Annotated in this window: 12 protein-coding genes; 3 read left to right on the forward strand and 9 right to left on the reverse strand. The window is 61.9% G+C overall.

Annotation, left to right across the window (positions count from 1 at the left end; translation table 11 throughout):
- Positions 1-6: 6 nt before the first annotated feature.
- The 5 genes from ACSOSP_RS15665 to ACSOSP_RS15685 form a co-directional block, all read right to left on the reverse strand.
- Positions 7-711 carry a YggS family pyridoxal phosphate-dependent enzyme gene (locus ACSOSP_RS15665; RefSeq protein ID WP_455308078.1) on the reverse strand — a complete coding sequence of 235 codons (705 nt, stop codon included), beginning with the start codon at positions 709-711 and terminating at the stop codon, positions 7-9.
- Positions 712-792: 81 nt separating this feature from the next.
- Positions 793-2,019, reverse strand: coding sequence for a glycolate oxidase subunit GlcF (glcF, locus tag ACSOSP_RS15670; RefSeq protein WP_455308080.1), 1,227 nt, complete (start codon positions 2,017-2,019; stop codon positions 793-795).
- 17 nt (positions 2,020-2,036) lie between these two features.
- Complete coding sequence (gene glcE, locus ACSOSP_RS15675; protein ID WP_455308082.1) at positions 2,037-3,125, reverse strand: glycolate oxidase subunit GlcE; 1,089 nt, start codon at positions 3,123-3,125, stop codon at positions 2,037-2,039.
- Positions 3,126-3,329: 204 nt separating this feature from the next.
- Positions 3,330-4,823: an FAD-linked oxidase C-terminal domain-containing protein gene (locus tag ACSOSP_RS15680; protein ID WP_455308083.1), complete on the reverse strand. Its 1,494-nt coding sequence runs from the start codon at positions 4,821-4,823 to the stop codon at positions 3,330-3,332.
- 168 nt (positions 4,824-4,991) lie between these two features.
- Positions 4,992-6,407, reverse strand: coding sequence for an FAD-binding oxidoreductase (locus tag ACSOSP_RS15685; protein WP_455308085.1), 1,416 nt, complete (start codon positions 6,405-6,407; stop codon positions 4,992-4,994).
- A gap of 182 nt (positions 6,408-6,589) precedes the next feature.
- Here ACSOSP_RS15685 and ACSOSP_RS15690 point away from each other — a divergent pair, with 182 nt between their 5' ends.
- Together ACSOSP_RS15690 and hmpA are read left to right on the forward strand one after the other, a co-directional pair.
- Entirely contained in the window at positions 6,590-7,141 is a 552-nt protein-coding gene (locus ACSOSP_RS15690; RefSeq protein WP_455310986.1) for a cob(I)yrinic acid a,c-diamide adenosyltransferase, read from the forward strand.
- A 125-nt stretch (positions 7,142-7,266) separates the two neighbouring features.
- Positions 7,267-8,469 (forward strand): NO-inducible flavohemoprotein, encoded by a 1,203-nt coding sequence (gene hmpA, locus ACSOSP_RS15695; protein ID WP_455308087.1) that lies wholly within the window; start codon positions 7,267-7,269, stop codon positions 8,467-8,469.
- Between the two features lie 70 nt (positions 8,470-8,539).
- Here hmpA and aroG read toward each other — a convergent pair whose 3' ends face one another.
- Entirely contained in the window at positions 8,540-9,613 is a 1,074-nt protein-coding gene (gene aroG / locus ACSOSP_RS15700; protein ID WP_455308089.1) for a 3-deoxy-7-phosphoheptulonate synthase AroG, read from the reverse strand.
- 47 nt (positions 9,614-9,660) lie between these two features.
- Between aroG and ACSOSP_RS15705 the strand changes: the two genes are divergently transcribed.
- Positions 9,661-9,882 (forward strand): hypothetical protein, encoded by a 222-nt coding sequence (locus tag ACSOSP_RS15705; protein ID WP_455308091.1) that lies wholly within the window; start codon positions 9,661-9,663, stop codon positions 9,880-9,882.
- Positions 9,883-10,045: 163 nt separating this feature from the next.
- Here the strand turns inward: ACSOSP_RS15705 and tldD are convergent, their stop codons facing one another.
- The 3 genes from tldD to ACSOSP_RS15720 form a co-directional block, all read right to left on the reverse strand.
- On the reverse strand, positions 10,046-11,512 hold the full coding sequence (tldD, locus tag ACSOSP_RS15710; protein ID WP_455308093.1) for a metalloprotease TldD: 1,467 nt from the start codon (positions 11,510-11,512) through the stop codon (positions 10,046-10,048).
- 103 nt (positions 11,513-11,615) lie between these two features.
- Entirely contained in the window at positions 11,616-12,449 is an 834-nt protein-coding gene (locus tag ACSOSP_RS15715) for a carbon-nitrogen hydrolase family protein (RefSeq protein WP_455308094.1), read from the reverse strand.
- A gap of 98 nt (positions 12,450-12,547) precedes the next feature.
- Complete coding sequence (locus tag ACSOSP_RS15720) at positions 12,548-16,741, reverse strand: YhdP family phospholipid transporter (protein WP_455308096.1); 4,194 nt, start codon at positions 16,739-16,741, stop codon at positions 12,548-12,550.
- Between the last annotated feature and the right edge of the window lie 115 nt (positions 16,742-16,856).

Raw genomic sequence — 16,856 nt, forward strand, 5'->3', positions numbered from 1 at the left:
AAGGATTCAGTTGGAATAATCGCGTGCGCCGAAGATAGCCGTGCCGATACGAACCATGGTCGCGCCTTCAAGAATGGCCGCTTCAATATCCGCCGACATCCCCATGGAAAGCGTGTCGAGCTCAAGGCCTTCAGCGCGCAGTGTGTCCATGATTTCGCGCAGCCGCCGATGCGGCGCGCGTTGTTCATCGAGTGTGGCGGCCGGTTCGGGAATCGCCATCAAGCCGCGTAACCGTAGATGAGGAAGCGCGGCAACGGTGCGCGCGAGCGCCAGCGTTTCGTCCGGCGTTACACCGCTTTTCGATGCCTCTCCGCTCACATTCACTTGCAGACAGACATTAAGCGCGGCCTGATTGTCACCGCGTTGGTCAGACAGACGCTCGGCAATTTTGAGCCGATCGACCGAATGCACCCAATCGAAATTCTCGGCGACCACTTTGGTCTTGTTCGATTGCAACGGTCCGATGAAATGCCACTCGATCTGGCTGCGCAAATCGGCCAGTTCAGCAATCTTGGCCACCGCTTCCTGCACGTAATTCTCGCCGAACGCGCGTTGTCCGGCGTCGAACGCAGCGCGAACGTCTGCTGCGGGAAAGGTCTTCGATACCGCAAGCAACGTGACCGAGGACGCGTCGCGAGAAGCGTCCGCCGCCGCTTTCGCGATGCGTTGACGGACTTCGTCGAGGTGACGGGCTACATGAGAGGAGGACATGGAATCGGACGCCGCATATCGGGTAAGCAGAGGTCCGATTATACGGATGCGGCGCGCCCAACCAGCAGGCGCGCGGCAGCGTTAGCCATACAGCAGATGTTCGACGAGCTGAATCCAATGAACGACGGGGGTGGACGTGCCGCTCTGCAAATGCGCGATACAGCCCACGTTCGCCGATACGATCATCTGCGGCTCGAGCTTCTCGAGCGCATCGAGTTTCTGGTCGCGCAATGCGTACGAGAGTTTCGGCTGCAGCACCGAGTACGTTCCGGCCGATCCGCAGCACAAATGGCTATCGGCGGAAAGATGCACTTCTATGCCCAGCGCGGTGAGCAAGTTTTCGACGTGACCGCGGATCTGCTGGCCGTGTTGCAGCGTGCACGGCGGATGGAACGCGACGGTATGCACGGCGCGCCGCCTGGTCATCGAGGTCAGTTCGTCCTCGTATTGCGGCAGGATCTCCGACAGGTCCCGCGTCAGGGCCACAATCCGTGCGGCCTTCTCCGCGTAGGCCGGATCATTGCGCAGCAAGTGTGCGTATTCCTTGACCGTCGCGCCGCAACCGGAGGCGTTCATCACGATCGCCTCCACGCCGTTTTCGACATACGGCCACCATGCGTCGATGTTGTTGCGCACGTCGTCCAGCGCCTCATCGTTGTAGCCGAGATGCAGGCGGATCGCGCCACAGCAACCGGCGTCCGGCGCAGTGAGGATCTGGATGCCCAACGCATCGAACACCCGTGCAGTCGCTATGTTGACGTTCGGCATCATGGCGGGCTGGACGCAACCGGCGAGCATCAGCATCGTGCGTTCATGCGTGCCCGTTGGCGGTTCGAGCGGCCGTTGCGCCACCGGAATCTTGGTCCGCAAGGTCTTGGGCAAGAGCGGCCGGAACTGCTGGCCGATCTTCATCGCAGGCGTGAAAAGCTTGCTGTTCGGCAGGAAGTTGGCGAGCAGTTTGCGTTGGACTCGCTGCCCAAACGGCCGCTCCACTTTCTCTTCCACCACCTTGCGGCCAATCTCCACCAGCCGCCCATATTGCACGCCCGATGGGCACGTGGTCTCGCAATTGCGGCACGTGAGGCAGCGGTCCAGATGCAGCTGCGTGCTGCGCGTCACGGGCGCGCCTTCCAGCATCTGCTTGATCAGATAGATCCGGCCACGCGGGCCGTCGAGCTCATCGCCTAATATCTGATAGGTCGGGCACGTCGCCGTGCAGAATCCGCAATGCACGCACTTGCGCAGGATAGCCTCGGCTTCTTCGCCATCGGCGGTGTCGCGCATGAAGTCGGCGAGGTTGGTTTGCATCGCGTGGGTCTTTCAGCTCAGAAGTCAGGGTAGAGGCGGCCGCGATTGAAAATGCTCGCGGGATCGAATGCGGCTTTCAGGCCACGATGAATCTTCATCAGCGGAGCGGGCAAGGGCGTGAAGACGCCAGCGTTACGGTCATACGATGCGCTCGACCGGAAGATGGTCGCGTGACCACCGGCCTGCTTGGCGCTGATGCGCACGGTTTGCGGATCGGCGTCGGTGATCCACCAGCGTTGCGCGCCGCCCCATTCCATGAGGTGTGGGCCGGGGAGATGCATCGGCTCGGCAATCGATGGCAACGACAGCCGCCACAAAGCCGATTTCGGCGGTATCACCGCGAAGAACGGGTCCAACTGCTCGCGCAAACCGCACCAGAAACGCTCGGCTTCAACGGCGTCGACTACCTCGCCGCCCAGCGATGTCCGAGCCGCTTTCACCGCCGCTTCCGCGCCGCCGAGGCGCAACGCGAGCGTGTGGTCGCGCCACGCGCTGCCGGTCAGCGGCAACGGATGGCCGCTCCATTCGTTGAGTTTGCGCACGGCGTCGGTGTCGTTCATTTCGAACTTGAGCGTGGCTTCGGCAACAGGTTTCGGCAGCACCTTCACCGATACCTCCAGGATCAACCCCAGCGTGCCGAGCGAGCCGGCAAGCAACCGCGAGACGTCGTAGCCCGCGACGTTCTTCACTACCTGACCGCCGAAATGCAGCACGTGGCCATGACCGTTCATCACCACGGCGCCGAGCACGAAGTCGCGCGGGGCGCCGGCCGCGGCGCGCCGCGGGCCGGCAAGTCCGGCGGCAATACAGCCGCCGAGCGTGGCGTTTGGGCCGAAGTGCGGCGGTTCGAACGGCAGCATCTGGCCGCATTCGTCCAGCCGCGCTTCGATCTCGCTAAGCAGCGTTCCGGCTTTGGCGGTGATCACGAGCTCGGCCGGGTCATATTCGATAATCCCGCGATGCGCCCGCGTATCGACTATCTCGCCTTGCAGCGTCTGCCCGTACCAATCCTTCGTGCCGCCGCCGCGAATCCGTAGCGGGGTGTTGCTCGCCGTCGCGGCGCGAATACGCTCGGACCAGCTCGCGACAATGTCGTCCTCTGTCATGGTGTCCCGCGTTTTTATGGCTCTTGGGTCAGTGTATCGGCGTGTTCCCGCACGGCCACTCGTATAAACGTGGATATGTGTGCGCTTGAACGCCTGGGAACCACCGCCGATGCTTCAAAGGGACATTGATGGGATGTCGTATAAACGCAGCGTTTAGAAGCGCGGCCTAAACAAGCCGCTGCGCACGCCACCTACGCATGTCGCTCAAAAGCGTGGAATCTCGGGATGCGGCAGCAAGCCGCCGCGGATATGCATTTTCCCGTACTCGGCGCAACGCGCTCGCGTCGGGATGCCTTTGTCGGGATTGAGCAGGCCGGGGGGATCGAAGGCGCGCTTAATTGCGTGAAATGTATCGCGTTCCTCGGGCGAAAACTGCACGCACATGGAGTTGATCTTTTCGATACCCACGCCATGTTCGCCCGTCACCGTTCCGCCCAGTTCCACGCAGGTTTCGAGGATGTCCGAACCAAATGCCTCCGCACGATGCCATTCGTCCAGGTCGTTGCCGTTGAACAGGATAAGCGGGTGCATGTTGCCGTCGCCGGCGTGGAAAACGTTCATGCAACGCAGTGCGTACTTTTTTTCCATCTCTTCAATACGCGCCAGCAACGGCCCGATCTGGCGGCGCGGCACGGTGCCGTCCATGCAGTAATAATCAGGCGAGATACGGCCAGCAGCCGGAAACGCGTTTTTGCGGCCCGACCAGAATTTCAGCCGCTCGGCTTCCGAACGCGAAATCTGGATGCGATTCGCGCCGAATTCGCGCAGCACAGACGTCATCCGTACGATTTCTTCCATGACTTCATCGTGCGTGCCGTCCGATTCGCACAGCAAGATAGCCTTCGCATCGAGGTCGTAACCCGCTTTCACGAACTCTTCCACGGCGCGTGTCGCGGGTTTATCCATCATTTCGAGCCCGGCGGGGATGATGCCGGCCGCTATGATCGCCGCGACTGCATTGCCGCCTTTGACGACGTCATCGAAGCTCGCCATGATCACTTGAGCCGTTTGTGGCTTCGGGATCAGCTTGACGGTGATCTCGGTGACGATGGCGAACATGCCTTCGCTGCCGATCAGCACCGCCAGCAGGTCGAGCCCCGGCGCATCCAGACCGAGCGAGCCGAACTCGAGGATGTCGCCTTCCATCGATACCGCGCGCACCCGCAGCACGTTGTGACACGTGAGGCCGTACTTGAGGCAGTGGACGCCGCCGGAATTCTCGCTGACGTTACCGCCGATCGTGCAGGCAATCTGCGACGACGGATCGGGCGCGTAGTAGAGCCCAAAGGGCGCTGCGGCTTCTGAAATGGCGAGATTGCGCACGCCCGGCTGGACCGTGGCGGTACGCGCGTACGGGTCGACCTCCACGATCTTGCGAAAGCGAGCAAGCGACACCACGATCCCGTGCCGGATCGGCATGGCGCCGCCCGACAGGCCCGTGCCTGCGCCACGCGGGACGATAGGCACGTCAAGCCGCGCGCAGATCTGCACGACGCGCTGAACCTGCGCTTCGGTTTCCGGCAGCGCGACTGCAAGCGGTAGCCGCCTGTACGCCGCGAGCCCATCGCACTCGTAAGCGGCCGTGTCTTCCTCGCGATACAGCAGGCAATGCGTCGGCAGCACGGCCATCAATGCCTGGACCACTTCGCGCTGACGTTGCGCCAACACTTCAGGCGAAAGTTCGGCGGGTGCGTTCATGTCTCCTCCGGGCAGTGTTTGTGCTCTGGAGTATTTCCAAAAAGCAGAGGGTTGATCTTGCACCCGCGCGTGGCTGCCGTCGATTGGGCTAATTACGGGGACGGAGCATGTTTTTGCTCCGGCGCGTTGATCGCGCCGGATCCTGCAGCACGGTCGATCCGTGTTCGATCAAGCGTCGTAAGTGAAAATCTTGCCCGGGTTCATCAGGTTTTTTGGGTCGAGCGCGTGTTTGATCGAGCGCATCACGCTGATTGCGTCCTCGCCGTGTTCCTCGATCATGAAACCCATCTTGTGCAGCCCGACTCCATGTTCGCCGGTACACGTTCCGCCCATGCGCAGCGCGCGCTCCACAATGCGGTGATTGATCCGCTCGGCTTCTTCGAGTTCTTCAGGCTTGGCCGGATCGAGCAGCATCGCGACGTGGAAATTGCCATCGCCTACATGGCCGACGATCGGGCAGGGCAGCGTGCTGACCTTCAGGTCCTGCTCAGTTTCGATCACGCACTCGGCCAGCCGCGAGATCGGCACGCAGACGTCCGTGGTCACGGCGCGGCAACCGGGTTTGAGTTGCAGCATCGCGAAATAGGCGTTGTGACGCGCGTTCCACAGGCGGCTGCGATCTTCCGGCCGCGTTGCCCATTCGAAGTCCGTGCCGTTGTTTTGCGCAACGATTTCCTGAACCGTCTCCGCCTGTTCCTTCACGCTGCTTTCGGTGCCGTGGAATTCGAAGAACAGCATCGGCGATTCGCGGAACGTGAGGTTCGAATGGCGATTGATCGCCCGCACGGCCAGCGAATCCAGGAACTCGACGCGCGCCACGGGCACGCCCATCTGGATCGTTTCGATGGTGGCGCGCACGGCGTCGCCCATCGACGGAAATGCGCACACCGCCGCCGATACCGCTTCCGGCTGCGGATAAAGCCGCACGGTGATTTCCACGATCACGCCGAGCGTGCCTTCCGAGCCGACAAACAAGCGCGTGAGGTCATACCCTGCCGATGATTTACGCGCCCGGGTGCCAGTCTTGATGACGCGGCCATCGGCTAACACGACGGTGAGGCCGAGCACGTTCTCGCGCATCGTGCCGTAGCGCACGGCGTTGGTGCCCGACGCGCGCGTCGCCGACATCCCGCCAATGCTCGCGTCCGCGCCGGGATCGATGGGGAAAAAGAGGCCGGTGTCTTTCAGCGCTTCGTTCAACTGCTTGCGCGAAATGCCCGGCTGCACGGTGACGGTCAGGTCTTCGGCGTCGATCGACAGCACCTTGTTCAAGCCGGACATATCGATAGATACACCACCTTGGACCGCCAGCAAATGCCCTTCCAGCGACGAACCGTTGCCGTATGGAATGACCGGCACGTTGTGTTCGGCGCAGAGCCGGACCACGGTTTGTACCTCTTCCGTGCTGGTCACGAAAACGACGGCGTCGGGCAGTTGCGGATCGAACGGCGATTCGTCGCGGCCGTGATGCTCACGCACTGCAGTGGTGGTCGACACGCGTTCGGTGAACGCGGTTTTCAGCGCGTCGAGCAGGGCGGGGGGAAAGGTGCGGCGGACGGCGAGCGGCGGGACGGGGTGGTTCACGGCATGTCTCCGGACATCGGTATGACGGGATGTTGGGATGCACGAAATTTCGCATCACAATGCGCGAATCGTGCGTTTTATGTACTCATTTTACGCCGATAGCCTGGATCGAGCCGAGGCCAGCACCTTGCCTATAATGAGCGCGAATGCTGACCGGCATTCCGCGCCAACTGGAGAACACCATGGGCAATCGCCTGAGCAAGATATCGACGCGTACCGGCGACGACGGCACGACCGGCCTCGGCGACGGCAGCCGCGTGCAAAAGGACGACGCGCGGATCGCGGCGATTGGCGATGTCGACGAACTGAATTCGCAGCTTGGCGTGCTGCTCGGCGAACCGCTTCCAGACGATATTCGCGCCGCGTTGTCGGCCATCCAGCACGATCTCTTCGATCTCGGCGGAGAGCTTTGCATTCCCGGCCATTCGATGATCGAGAAGGCGCACCTTGCTCGTATCGATGAATGGATCGCGGAGTACAACGCGACCTTGCCGCCGCTCAAGGAATTCATCCTGCCGGGCGGATCGCGCGCGGCCTCGCTTGCGCATGTCGGCCGGACGGTGTGCAGGCGGGCTGAGCGGTCCATTGTGACGCTCGGCCGGGTGGACAAGATTAACGCGGCGCCGCGGCAGTACGTGAACCGCTTATCCGATCTGTTGTTCGTGCTCGCGCGCGTGTTGAATCGGGCCGATGGTGGAACGGACGTGTTGTGGAGTCACGAACGGAAGATCTAGGCTAGGGCAGCGATTACGCTGCCGATCACCACAATCAGCATCGTCCTATATCCCTGCGACAAAACGCCCAAATGTGCAGCTCCTTTAAAGATGTATTATAAATGCATCTTTAAAGGAGCCCGTTCATGACAGCATTGACCGCCGACCAGATCGCCCGCGTAAAAGCCACCGCCCCCGTGCTCGCGGAGCACGGCGTGACCATCACCGCACACTTCTACAAGCGGATGTTCACCCACCATCCAGAGCTGAAAAACGTCTTCAATCAGGCGCATCAGCAAAGTTCCAGTCAGCCGCAAGCGTTGGCGCGAGCCGTGTACGCGTATGCGGCGAACATCGATAACCTCGGTGCGCTCGGTTCGGCCGTTACACACATCACGCACAAGCACGCGAGCCTGAATATCCGGCCGGAGCAATATCCGATCGTCGGTGAAAATTTGCTGGCGGCCATATCCGAAGTGCTGGGCGATGCCGTCGATGAACCCACGCTCGACGCTTGGCGAGCCGCTTATGCGCAGCTCTCGGAAATCTTGATCGGGGCGGAAAAGGCGCTGTATGCCCAGGCCGCGTGGAGCGGTTTCCGGCCGTTTGTAGTATTCCGGCGAGAACAGGAAAGCGAAGAGATCACGTCGTTTTATCTGAAGCCGTCCGATGGCGGTCCGGTCTGCCATTTCGAACCGGGCCAGTACGTCAGCGTGAAGCGATTCGTGAAGGAGATTGGCGTTGACCAGCCGCGCCAATACACGCTCTCCGACGCCCCGAACGGGGAGTGGTTACGCATATCGGTTAAGCGCGAGCGGCCGCAGGATGCGCCCCCGGGCTTTGTGTCCAATCTGATTCACGAGGGCATCGAAGTCGGCGGGATTGTTGAAGTCAGCGCGCCGATGGGCGAGTTCACGCTCGACGTAGCCAAGACGACGCCCGTTGTATTGATCAGCGGCGGCGTGGGCATTACGCCGATGGTGTCGATGCTCACGTCGCTGACCGCTCAGAACAGCAAGCGCAAGATATCGTTTGTGCACGCTTGCCGGAATGGCCGCACGCATGCATTTGGCCGATGGCTCGACGCGATTGTGGCGAAACATCCGAACGTGTCGCGTACGGTCTTCTATGAAAAGACCCACGCCGATGACCGCCCCGGAACGGATTTCGACTTCGCGGGGCGGCTGGATTTTGCCCGTATCGCCGATAAAACCCTGCTCCCCGACGCCGATTATTATTTGTGCGGCCCCGTGGCGTTCATGCGCGCGCAACAGGATGCGTTGATGGCGGCGGGGGTTCCAAAGGCGCGAGTGCGTACCGAGATTTACGGTTCCGGTGAGCTGGCGTAACGCCATGGCGTTTTAAAGCGAGGGCCACCGGACACGGCGGCCCTGCCTTGCAACCAAAAACCTGAGCCAATCAGTTTCCACTCCCCCGCGCCACGCGCCGTTGCTTCACGGCTTCGGCCAACCCTTCGAGCACGTTCAAGCTGTCTTCCCAGCCGATACACGCATCAGTCACGCTCTGCCCGTACGTCAGCTCGCAGCCTTCCTTCAGATCCTGCCGCCCAGCGACCAGATTCGATTCCACCATCACGCCGATGATCCGCTCATCGCCGCCTGCAACCTGACGGCCGATATCGGCGCAAACCGGGATCTGGTTTTCATGCTTCTTCGAACTGTTCGCATGGCTCGCATCGACCATCAGGCGCGCGGCCAGCCCGGCCTTGCTGATGTCGTTGCATGCGGCGTTTACGCTTTCCGCGTCGTAGTTCGGCGTTTTGCCGCCGCGCAGGATGATGTGGCAGTCCTCATTGCCGGCCGTCGATACGATCGCCGAATGGCCGCCCTTTGTCACCGAGAGGAAATGGTGCGGCTGCGATGCTGCCTTGATCGCGTCCACCGCAATCTTCACGTTACCGTCCGTGCCGTTCTTGAAGCCGACCGGGCACGACAATCCCGACGCCAGCTCGCGATGCACTTGCGATTCCGTCGTCCGCGCACCGATCGCACCCCATGAAATCAGGTCGGCGATGTACTGCGGGCTGATCATATCGAGGTATTCGGTGCCAGCGGGCAGCCCCAGTTCGTTGATTCGCAGCAGCAATTCGCGCGCGGTCCGCAGGCCGTCGTTGATCTTGAAGCTGTTGTCCATGTACGGGTCGTTGATCAGGCCTTTCCAGCCGACCGTCGTACGCGGCTTCTCGAAATAGACCCGCATCACAATTTCCAGTTCACCCGCAAAGCGCTTGCGCTCTTCCACAAGACGGCCCGCGTATTCCAGCGCTGCTTTGGTGTCGTGAATCGAGCACGGCCCGACGATCACGATCAGGCGATCTTCCATGCCGTGGAGGATGCGATGCATCGACTGGCGCGAGTTGTAGATCAACTCCGAAACCTTTTCGGCGCAGGAGAACTCACGAATCAGGTGAGCGGGGGGCGTCAGTTCTTTCAATTCGCGGATTCGGACATCGTCGGTGTTGTGCGGGGGCATGCTGGTTCTCCAGGAACTCGTTTTGGTGCTGTGTTCGTCTTGTCGAAATGTCCGACAGATCAGGGGCAACGCAAAAAGTCGTCAAACAAAGTGGGCATAAAAAAACCGCCAGGCTGCGCTGGCGGTTTTTCGGGAAACTTGGGTTCTACACAAACGACTCACCCCTCTCGATCCGCCAGCGGCTTGAGATGCCAAAAAAAGTAAAAATAAAACTTGGCGGACATGATGGTTTTGGTCGTTGGGTAAAAAATGAACGTCTGGCTTTATAACCTTAAATGCGCGCGGCTGGCAAGTTGTCAGCCGCTAAAATGCGGATATCCCGCACCATGAAACCAATTTTCGCAACAAACGTGAGCATTCTATGCGGATTTCCCGCGCTGCGCGCTTGAAAGCTTCATGAGGCGCGGCGCGGGAAAATAGGAAACTACCCGCTCAAACCGTACCGCCCACGGTCATCTTTTCGATGCGCAAGGTCGGCTGACCCACGCCCACCGGCACGCTCTGGCCTTCCTTGCCGCACACGCCCACACCGCCGTCGAGCGCCATGTCGTTGCCGATCATGGTCACGTACTTGAGCGATTCCGGCCCGCTGCCGATCAGCGTTGCACCCTTCACCGGATACGTGACCTTGCCGTTCTCGATCATGTACGCCTCGGACGCGGAGAACACGAACTTGCCGTTGGTGATGTCGACCTGGCCGCCGCCGAAATTCACCGCATACAAGCCGTTTTTCACCGATGCCAGGATTTCACCCGGGTCCTTGTCGCCGTTGAGCATGTACGTGTTGGTCATGCGCGGCATGGGCAGGGCGGCGTAGGACTCGCGCCGTGCGTTGCCCGTTACCGGCATTTTCATCAGTCGCGCATTCAGCGAATCCTGGATGTAACCCTTGAGAATGCCGTCCTCGATCAAGGTCGTGCATTGCGTAGGATTGCCTTCGTCGTCGATATTCAGCGAACCGCGCCGGTTCGGCAACGTGCCGTCGTCGACAACCGTCACGCCCTTTGCCGCCACTCGCTCACCAATACGTCCCGCAAACGCCGACGAGCCCTTGCGGTTGAAGTCGCCTTCCAGCCCGTGGCCGATCGCTTCGTGAAGCAGCACGCCGGGCCAGCCCGGCCCGAGCACGACGGTCATTGCACCGGCGGGCGCCGGGCGCGCATCGAGATTAACGAGAGCCGCGTGCACCGCTTGATCGACGTAATGGGAGAGGATTTCGTCAGTGAAATACGCGTAGTCGTAGCGTCCGCCGCCGCCGCCGCTGCCCATTTCGCGACGTCCGTCCTTTTCGGCAATCACGGTAACGGAGACCCGCACGAGCGGCCTGATGTCCGCGGCCAGCGCGCCGTCGCTGCGCGCGACCAGCACGACGTCGTATTCACCCGCCAGACCGGCCATGACCTGGACAATGCGCGGGTCCCGCCCACGCGCCATTTTCTCGACGCGTTCGAGCAACTTCACCTTTGCGGTGGCGTCGAGCGACGTGAGCGGATCGGACGGCAGGTACAGGTCGCGGCCGAACACGCCGGTCAGCGTGCTGGCCGATTTGATCTTGTGCTTGCCGCCGCCGGCCTTTGCAATGGCGCGCGTGGCGATAGCTGCCTGACGGATGGATTCGGGGGACAAGTCGTCCGAATAGGCAAACGCCGTCCGGTCACCGGACACGGCGCGCACGCCTACACCTTGATCGATGCTGAAGCTGCCCGATTTGACGATGCCTTCTTCCAGGCTCCACGCTTCGCTGCGCGTGGACTGGAAATAGAGATCCGCGTAGTCCACGCGGTGCGTGAAGATCTCAGCCAGCGTGCGCGTAATCGTGGATTCGTCGAGGCCGTAGGGCGTCAGCAGGATCTCTTTCGCGGTGGCGAGATTTCGGATGCCGGGTTCGATGATGTTCATTCGTTGCCTGTGGCGAAGAAGTCTGTGGGGATTAAACGCATTCTAACGTTGGAGTATTTATGCCACACCCTGACCAAATGGAGGGGGGCTCCGAAAAAACAAGCTAACCCAGCACGCGATGCCGCAGGGCCGGAAGGCTTTGGCGGACGGACGCAATCCGCGCAGCATCAATGGTTCCAGCCGCCACGCCCGCACCTTCTTCCACCACGGCGACGATCTCGCCCCACGGGTCGATCAGCATGCTGTGGCCCCAGGTGCGGCGACCGTTTTCGTGTTTGCCGCCTTGCGCGGCGGCCAGCACGTAGCATTGGTTTTCGACCGCGCGCGCTTTCAGCAGCGTTTCCCAGTGCGCCTCGCCGGTCGTGTAGGTGAACGCGGACGGCACGACCATCAACGCGCAATCGCCCATTTTTCTGTAAAGCTCGGGAAACCGCAGGTCGTAGCACACCGACAACCCGACGCGTCCGAATGGCGCTTCAAACGTACGCACTTCGCTTCCCGGGCAGATCGTGCGGGCTTCGTCGAAGGATTCCGTGCCTTTTTCGAAATTGAACAGATGAATCTTGTCGTAGCGCGCAACCTGCTTGCCGGACGGATCGAAGACGAGGGTGGTATTGAGCACGCGCGCGGCTTCAGGCGATTCCATTGGCAAGGTTCCGCCGATCACCCATACGCGATGCTCGCGCGCCGCGTCCGACAGGAACTGCTGGATCGGACCGTGGCCGGGCGTCTCGCGGATCGCGAGCTTGTCCGTGTCCTTGAAACCCATGTAGCAGAAGTATTCCGGCAGCAGCACAAGCTGCGCCCCATCGCGTGCGGCCTCAGCAATCAGCCGTCCCGCTTCCGCGATATTGCGCTCACGATCCGGCGCACTCACCATTTGCAGCGCGGCTACGCGGAACGTGCCGGGGATGCCTTCGCTTGATTTTTCGCTCATGTCAGCCTGCTAAAAAGGGGCGCAACCATGGGCAAATTCGTGCTCGAACTTGCCTGCCGCCAGCCTTTGAGATCTTCACCTGATCGCGATCAAAACGCTCAGTTGGGCACGGTGGCAGCGGGAGTTTCGATCTTACCCTGATCGCCTTTCACCCGCTGAATGACGGGTTTCGACCACGAGCCCGTAATGGAATAGTCGATCGTGAACGCCTTTCCAATCGATTTCGACAGCAGCAGATCGGCCGCCAGCGTGCCGAGCCCGAGCAAAGGGTTGATCACGGCTGCGCCCAGCGCCACGGCGCCCGCGCTGATGGTCGGGATGACCTTGGCGTGAAGGTCTTGCGTTTCCTTCGGCAGATCGACCAGTCCTTTTAGTTCGACACGGGCCGGCGCCGTGATCATCGTGAAATCATTGGTGCGGCCGATGCCATTCTGAACCGTGCCCGTGCCCGTGATCTTCTCGAACGGCAGCCCCTTGCCGACGATGTCCTGATAATTCAGCGTGAGGAAGTGCGCGAGGCTTTGCAGGCTGAGCACGCCCAGCAGCTTGGCCGCGCCCGGATTGACCTTGAGAATCTGACCGTGCTCCAAGTCCACATTCACTCGGCCATTGAGCGTGGGCAGGTCGAGCGCGGCCGGACTGCCGTCCCAGCCGAACTGGCCCGTCACGGTGCCTTTACCGTTCTTCACCGTACGCGGCAGGCCCAGCCGTTCGACCAGCGCACCGGCATCCATGATGTCCAGCTTGAAATCGAGCGCGGTGCGGCGTGGGGCGTTATCGTCGGCGTCGGCCGGAAAACCGACGGGACCGCTGATCGTGCGCCAGTTGGCCGTGGCCGACAGTGTCGCGTCCGGGTTGCTCAGGTCCAGCTTGTCCAGATGCCAGACCGGTACGTTGTCTTCCACGTCGTTGCGTGCGTCCACCTCGAGGCGTCCGAGCGTGCGCCCGCGCACCACGAGTTCGTTCACGATCAAATCGATGGACGGCATGTTGGCCGGCGGCTTGCGGATCATCTGTGTGACGAGGTCGGTTTCCTGTTTCCCCGGAATCACGACCTTCGTGAATCGCGCCTGCAACGCGCCCGGACTGCCTTTCGTCGCGCCCGGCATCCATTCGGCATTGCCGGTGACCTGATCCGACGCAATGTTCGCCTGCCACTTGCGGTCATCGCCGAGATTGGCGCCGATTGCCACATCTTCCCAGCGCCGGTTGAGCAGTTTCACCGTCGCGAAATGCAGCGTGAAGCGCTTCGGGAGGAACTGCTTCACCACCTGCGATTGCGCCTTCGGATCCGGTTGCGGCATCGGTCCCAATTCGGTGATGAGCTTGCGCCACGCATCGGCATCGAGTTCATCGATATCCACCGCGGCCGTCACGCCCTGCGCCGGCAGATCGGCCGGTTTGTTCACGCCGATAGCACCCCGTTCCACGATCGGCGCTTCCTTGCCGGTCTGCTTGAGCAGGTAATGCGCTTTGAGCGGCCCGAGCGTGAGTTTCGCGTCGTGTTCCTGCATTGATCCCGCAACCGGCGTGAACGCGAACGCGAAGGGCATGGGCGTGCCCTCACTCTTGTTGAAGGGCGCAGGGAAGTCCAGGCCGAGGCCGGTCAAGTCGGAGTTGGCCTCGACTTGCGGCAACGCGTTTTTCACACCGCGCACCCGCAGGTCGTACGGTGCGGTGCCGCTGATGTGCTTGAGAATCTGCGCAGCCTGGGCCTGATCGTGCGCGTTCAGGCTCTGGGCGGCATCGCCGCCAATGCGGCCGTTTACATCGAAGGCGTAACTGCCGTCAGGTTTCACGCCACCCGTGCCGCGCACGTCGCCGCCGAGAAATTTCGCCGTGAGGCCATCGAGCGATGCGGTTTTCTCACCGAAGCGCGCCCGACCCTTGAGATTCGACAGCGGCGGCAACGCAGCGTACTGAAGATCGTTGCCATTGAACGTGAGCGCGCCTTTGTAACCCACGTGCGGTTTTACGCCGGGCGGCGGTGCGACCCGCGGGATTTCCAGTTGCAACGCGAGCGCGGCGTTGCCGGTCGCGTGGATCTTCGTCGACACATGGTGCGAGAGCGCGCCGAGCGAGCTGTCTTCCACGTAATGAAGCATGTCGGTGATCGGGCCGTGCGCGTCGGCGTCGATCAGCAGCTTGGATTCGCGATTACCCAGGTCCTCGATACGTCCCGTCGTCTTGACCACGCTCACGCCGAGATAGTGGCCGCGCGACACATCGAAGCCCAGCTTGTTATTGGCGAGATGAAACGTTCCGTCAATACCCTCGAACGCCGGCCACACATTCGGCGTGCCGTTTGCCATGGTCCTGGGCGGATAGGGTGTTGGCTCGAACTTGCCGCCGGAGAAGGGCGCGACGATGCGGAACAGGCCTGCGTCGGGGAAACGCGAATAGGGGAATTTCGTCAGGTCGCCGTGAATCTCGATGGTGCCGTTGCGCGAGATACCGGCTTGCAACGCGTGGCCCAGGTACAGGCGCACTTTTTCGCTGAGGCTCGTCGGCAGATAGTGCACGAGGCTCGTCACATTCAGGCGCGCGGCGTGCGCCGTGAGATCGAGCGAACCGCGGCCTTCGCCTTCGTTCTTGTAATCCGCCGTCGCACTGGCTTCCGCGTCCGCGTTCTTGACATGCAGCGTCTCTACATGCGCGGTGATCGCCTTGTGCTGCTTGCCGGGCGCTTCAGCGAGGGTCCAGGTCACGCGTCCATCGATCCGGTCCAGCACGAGACGCGGGTTATCGAAGACGCCTGGCAGGGTGATCGCGGTATTTTTCGTATCGATGACCGCGCTGCCATGATCCTGATCGGCATCAATACTGCCCCACAGGTTTTCGACGCCCGGAATCCCCGCCCGCGGATGGTTGTTGATCGTGAGTCCCGGCGGCGGTTCCTGGGCCTGCACGCTCACGCCGAGCAAGTCGCCCTTGACCGTGTAGCGCATTGGCGGCTCGGCGCCCGTCTGGCGCTGAGCCATCACTTGAGCGTCGGTCGTCGGCCTGGGCCGCTCGGTTTGCAGCGTGTAGTTGGCAATCTGGCCGCGCGGGTTGAAGCGGAGCAGATCGTTTTGCGCCTTCGCCGGCAACGGCAGCGCGCGCGCAAATTCGCCGAGAACGCCGAGATCGACGACATCGCCCGATACCCCGAACAATTGCCCGCGTTGCAGGGTTGCCGCGCGGTAACGGCCGGTCAGCGTATGGAAGGCCAGCAGGCGCGACACGGGCGTGCCGTCCGCGAGCGGCGGCTGGCCGAGTTCCGCGTGCAGGTTCGCGAGGCGCAGCGTGTATTCGTCGTCCTGCTGTCCAAGATCCCAGTGGAAGTTCGCGATCGGCACGTCCAGACGCGGCTGCGTTGGGCGCACGCGCAACGCGATATTGGAGCCGGTCAGGTCGCCACCCGCAATTTGCAGCTTGCCGCTCGCGAAGTCGATCCAGATGCGGTTGTCGAAACGCCCGCCGTAGGTCGCGAACGGCATTGCCACGTACTGCGAGAGTTTGGGCAGATCGACAGGGCCGGTCGACAAATACGCCTGGCCCGTCCAGTTCGCCGGCCGGCCGAAGACACTGAAGCGCGGCGTGCTGAAGTCCGCGCGAAAATCGAGCGGGCCGTGCAGCAGGTCGCCATCGGGCTGCGCCTGCAACGCCAGCCGATGATGCGGGCCGTCGTTGAGAATGGCGAGCTTGATGCGCTTGAGTGCGAGTTCCGGCGCGCTGCGCTCGCCGTCGTGCCAGCGCAGCGTGCCGTCTCGCAGCACGATGGCTTGCTGTCTGAGCAGCCAGGTCATGAACGCGTCGTTGCCCGTGTGTTTCGCCTGGATCGGCACGCCGGCCACGCTGAAGGCACCGTCGGCGGCGCGCGAGATGACGACATCGGGGCCATCGACGGTGAGATTCGCAAGCACCGGAACAGGACCGAACAGCGTGCGCCACGCGATGGTCGCGCTGGCATGCGGCACGGCGAGACCTGGTGTGCCGTCAGCGGCGTCGATCCGGAGATTGTCGATATCGAATGAGGGCTGGAGGCCTGCCCACTTCGCCGTGATGCGCCCGATGCGCAACTGCGCGTGGATCTTCGACGAGACCATTTGCTCGATGCGCGGCCTGAACTCATCAATCTGCGGAAGCACGGCGTAACGCAGCGCGAGGTAGATCCCGGCGACGCCGAAATAGACCACGACAGCCAGTACCAGAAGGACTTTGAGCGCCCACGACAAGGCGAGCTCGGCGCGTCCACCTAGCTTCACGGGTACAGCTACGGGTGGGTCGGCTAGTTCCTTTCGGTCGGACATGCTGCGGCGGGTCGGCGATATGGTAGGTTTTCGAGATTTGACGTTGAAATGTAACACAGCGTGCAGTGCAAAAAACTGCGGGAACACGCTACGATGCCGCCGCGAAGCCACGCCG

The sequence above is a fragment of the Caballeronia sp. KNU42 genome (assembly GCF_053760385.1).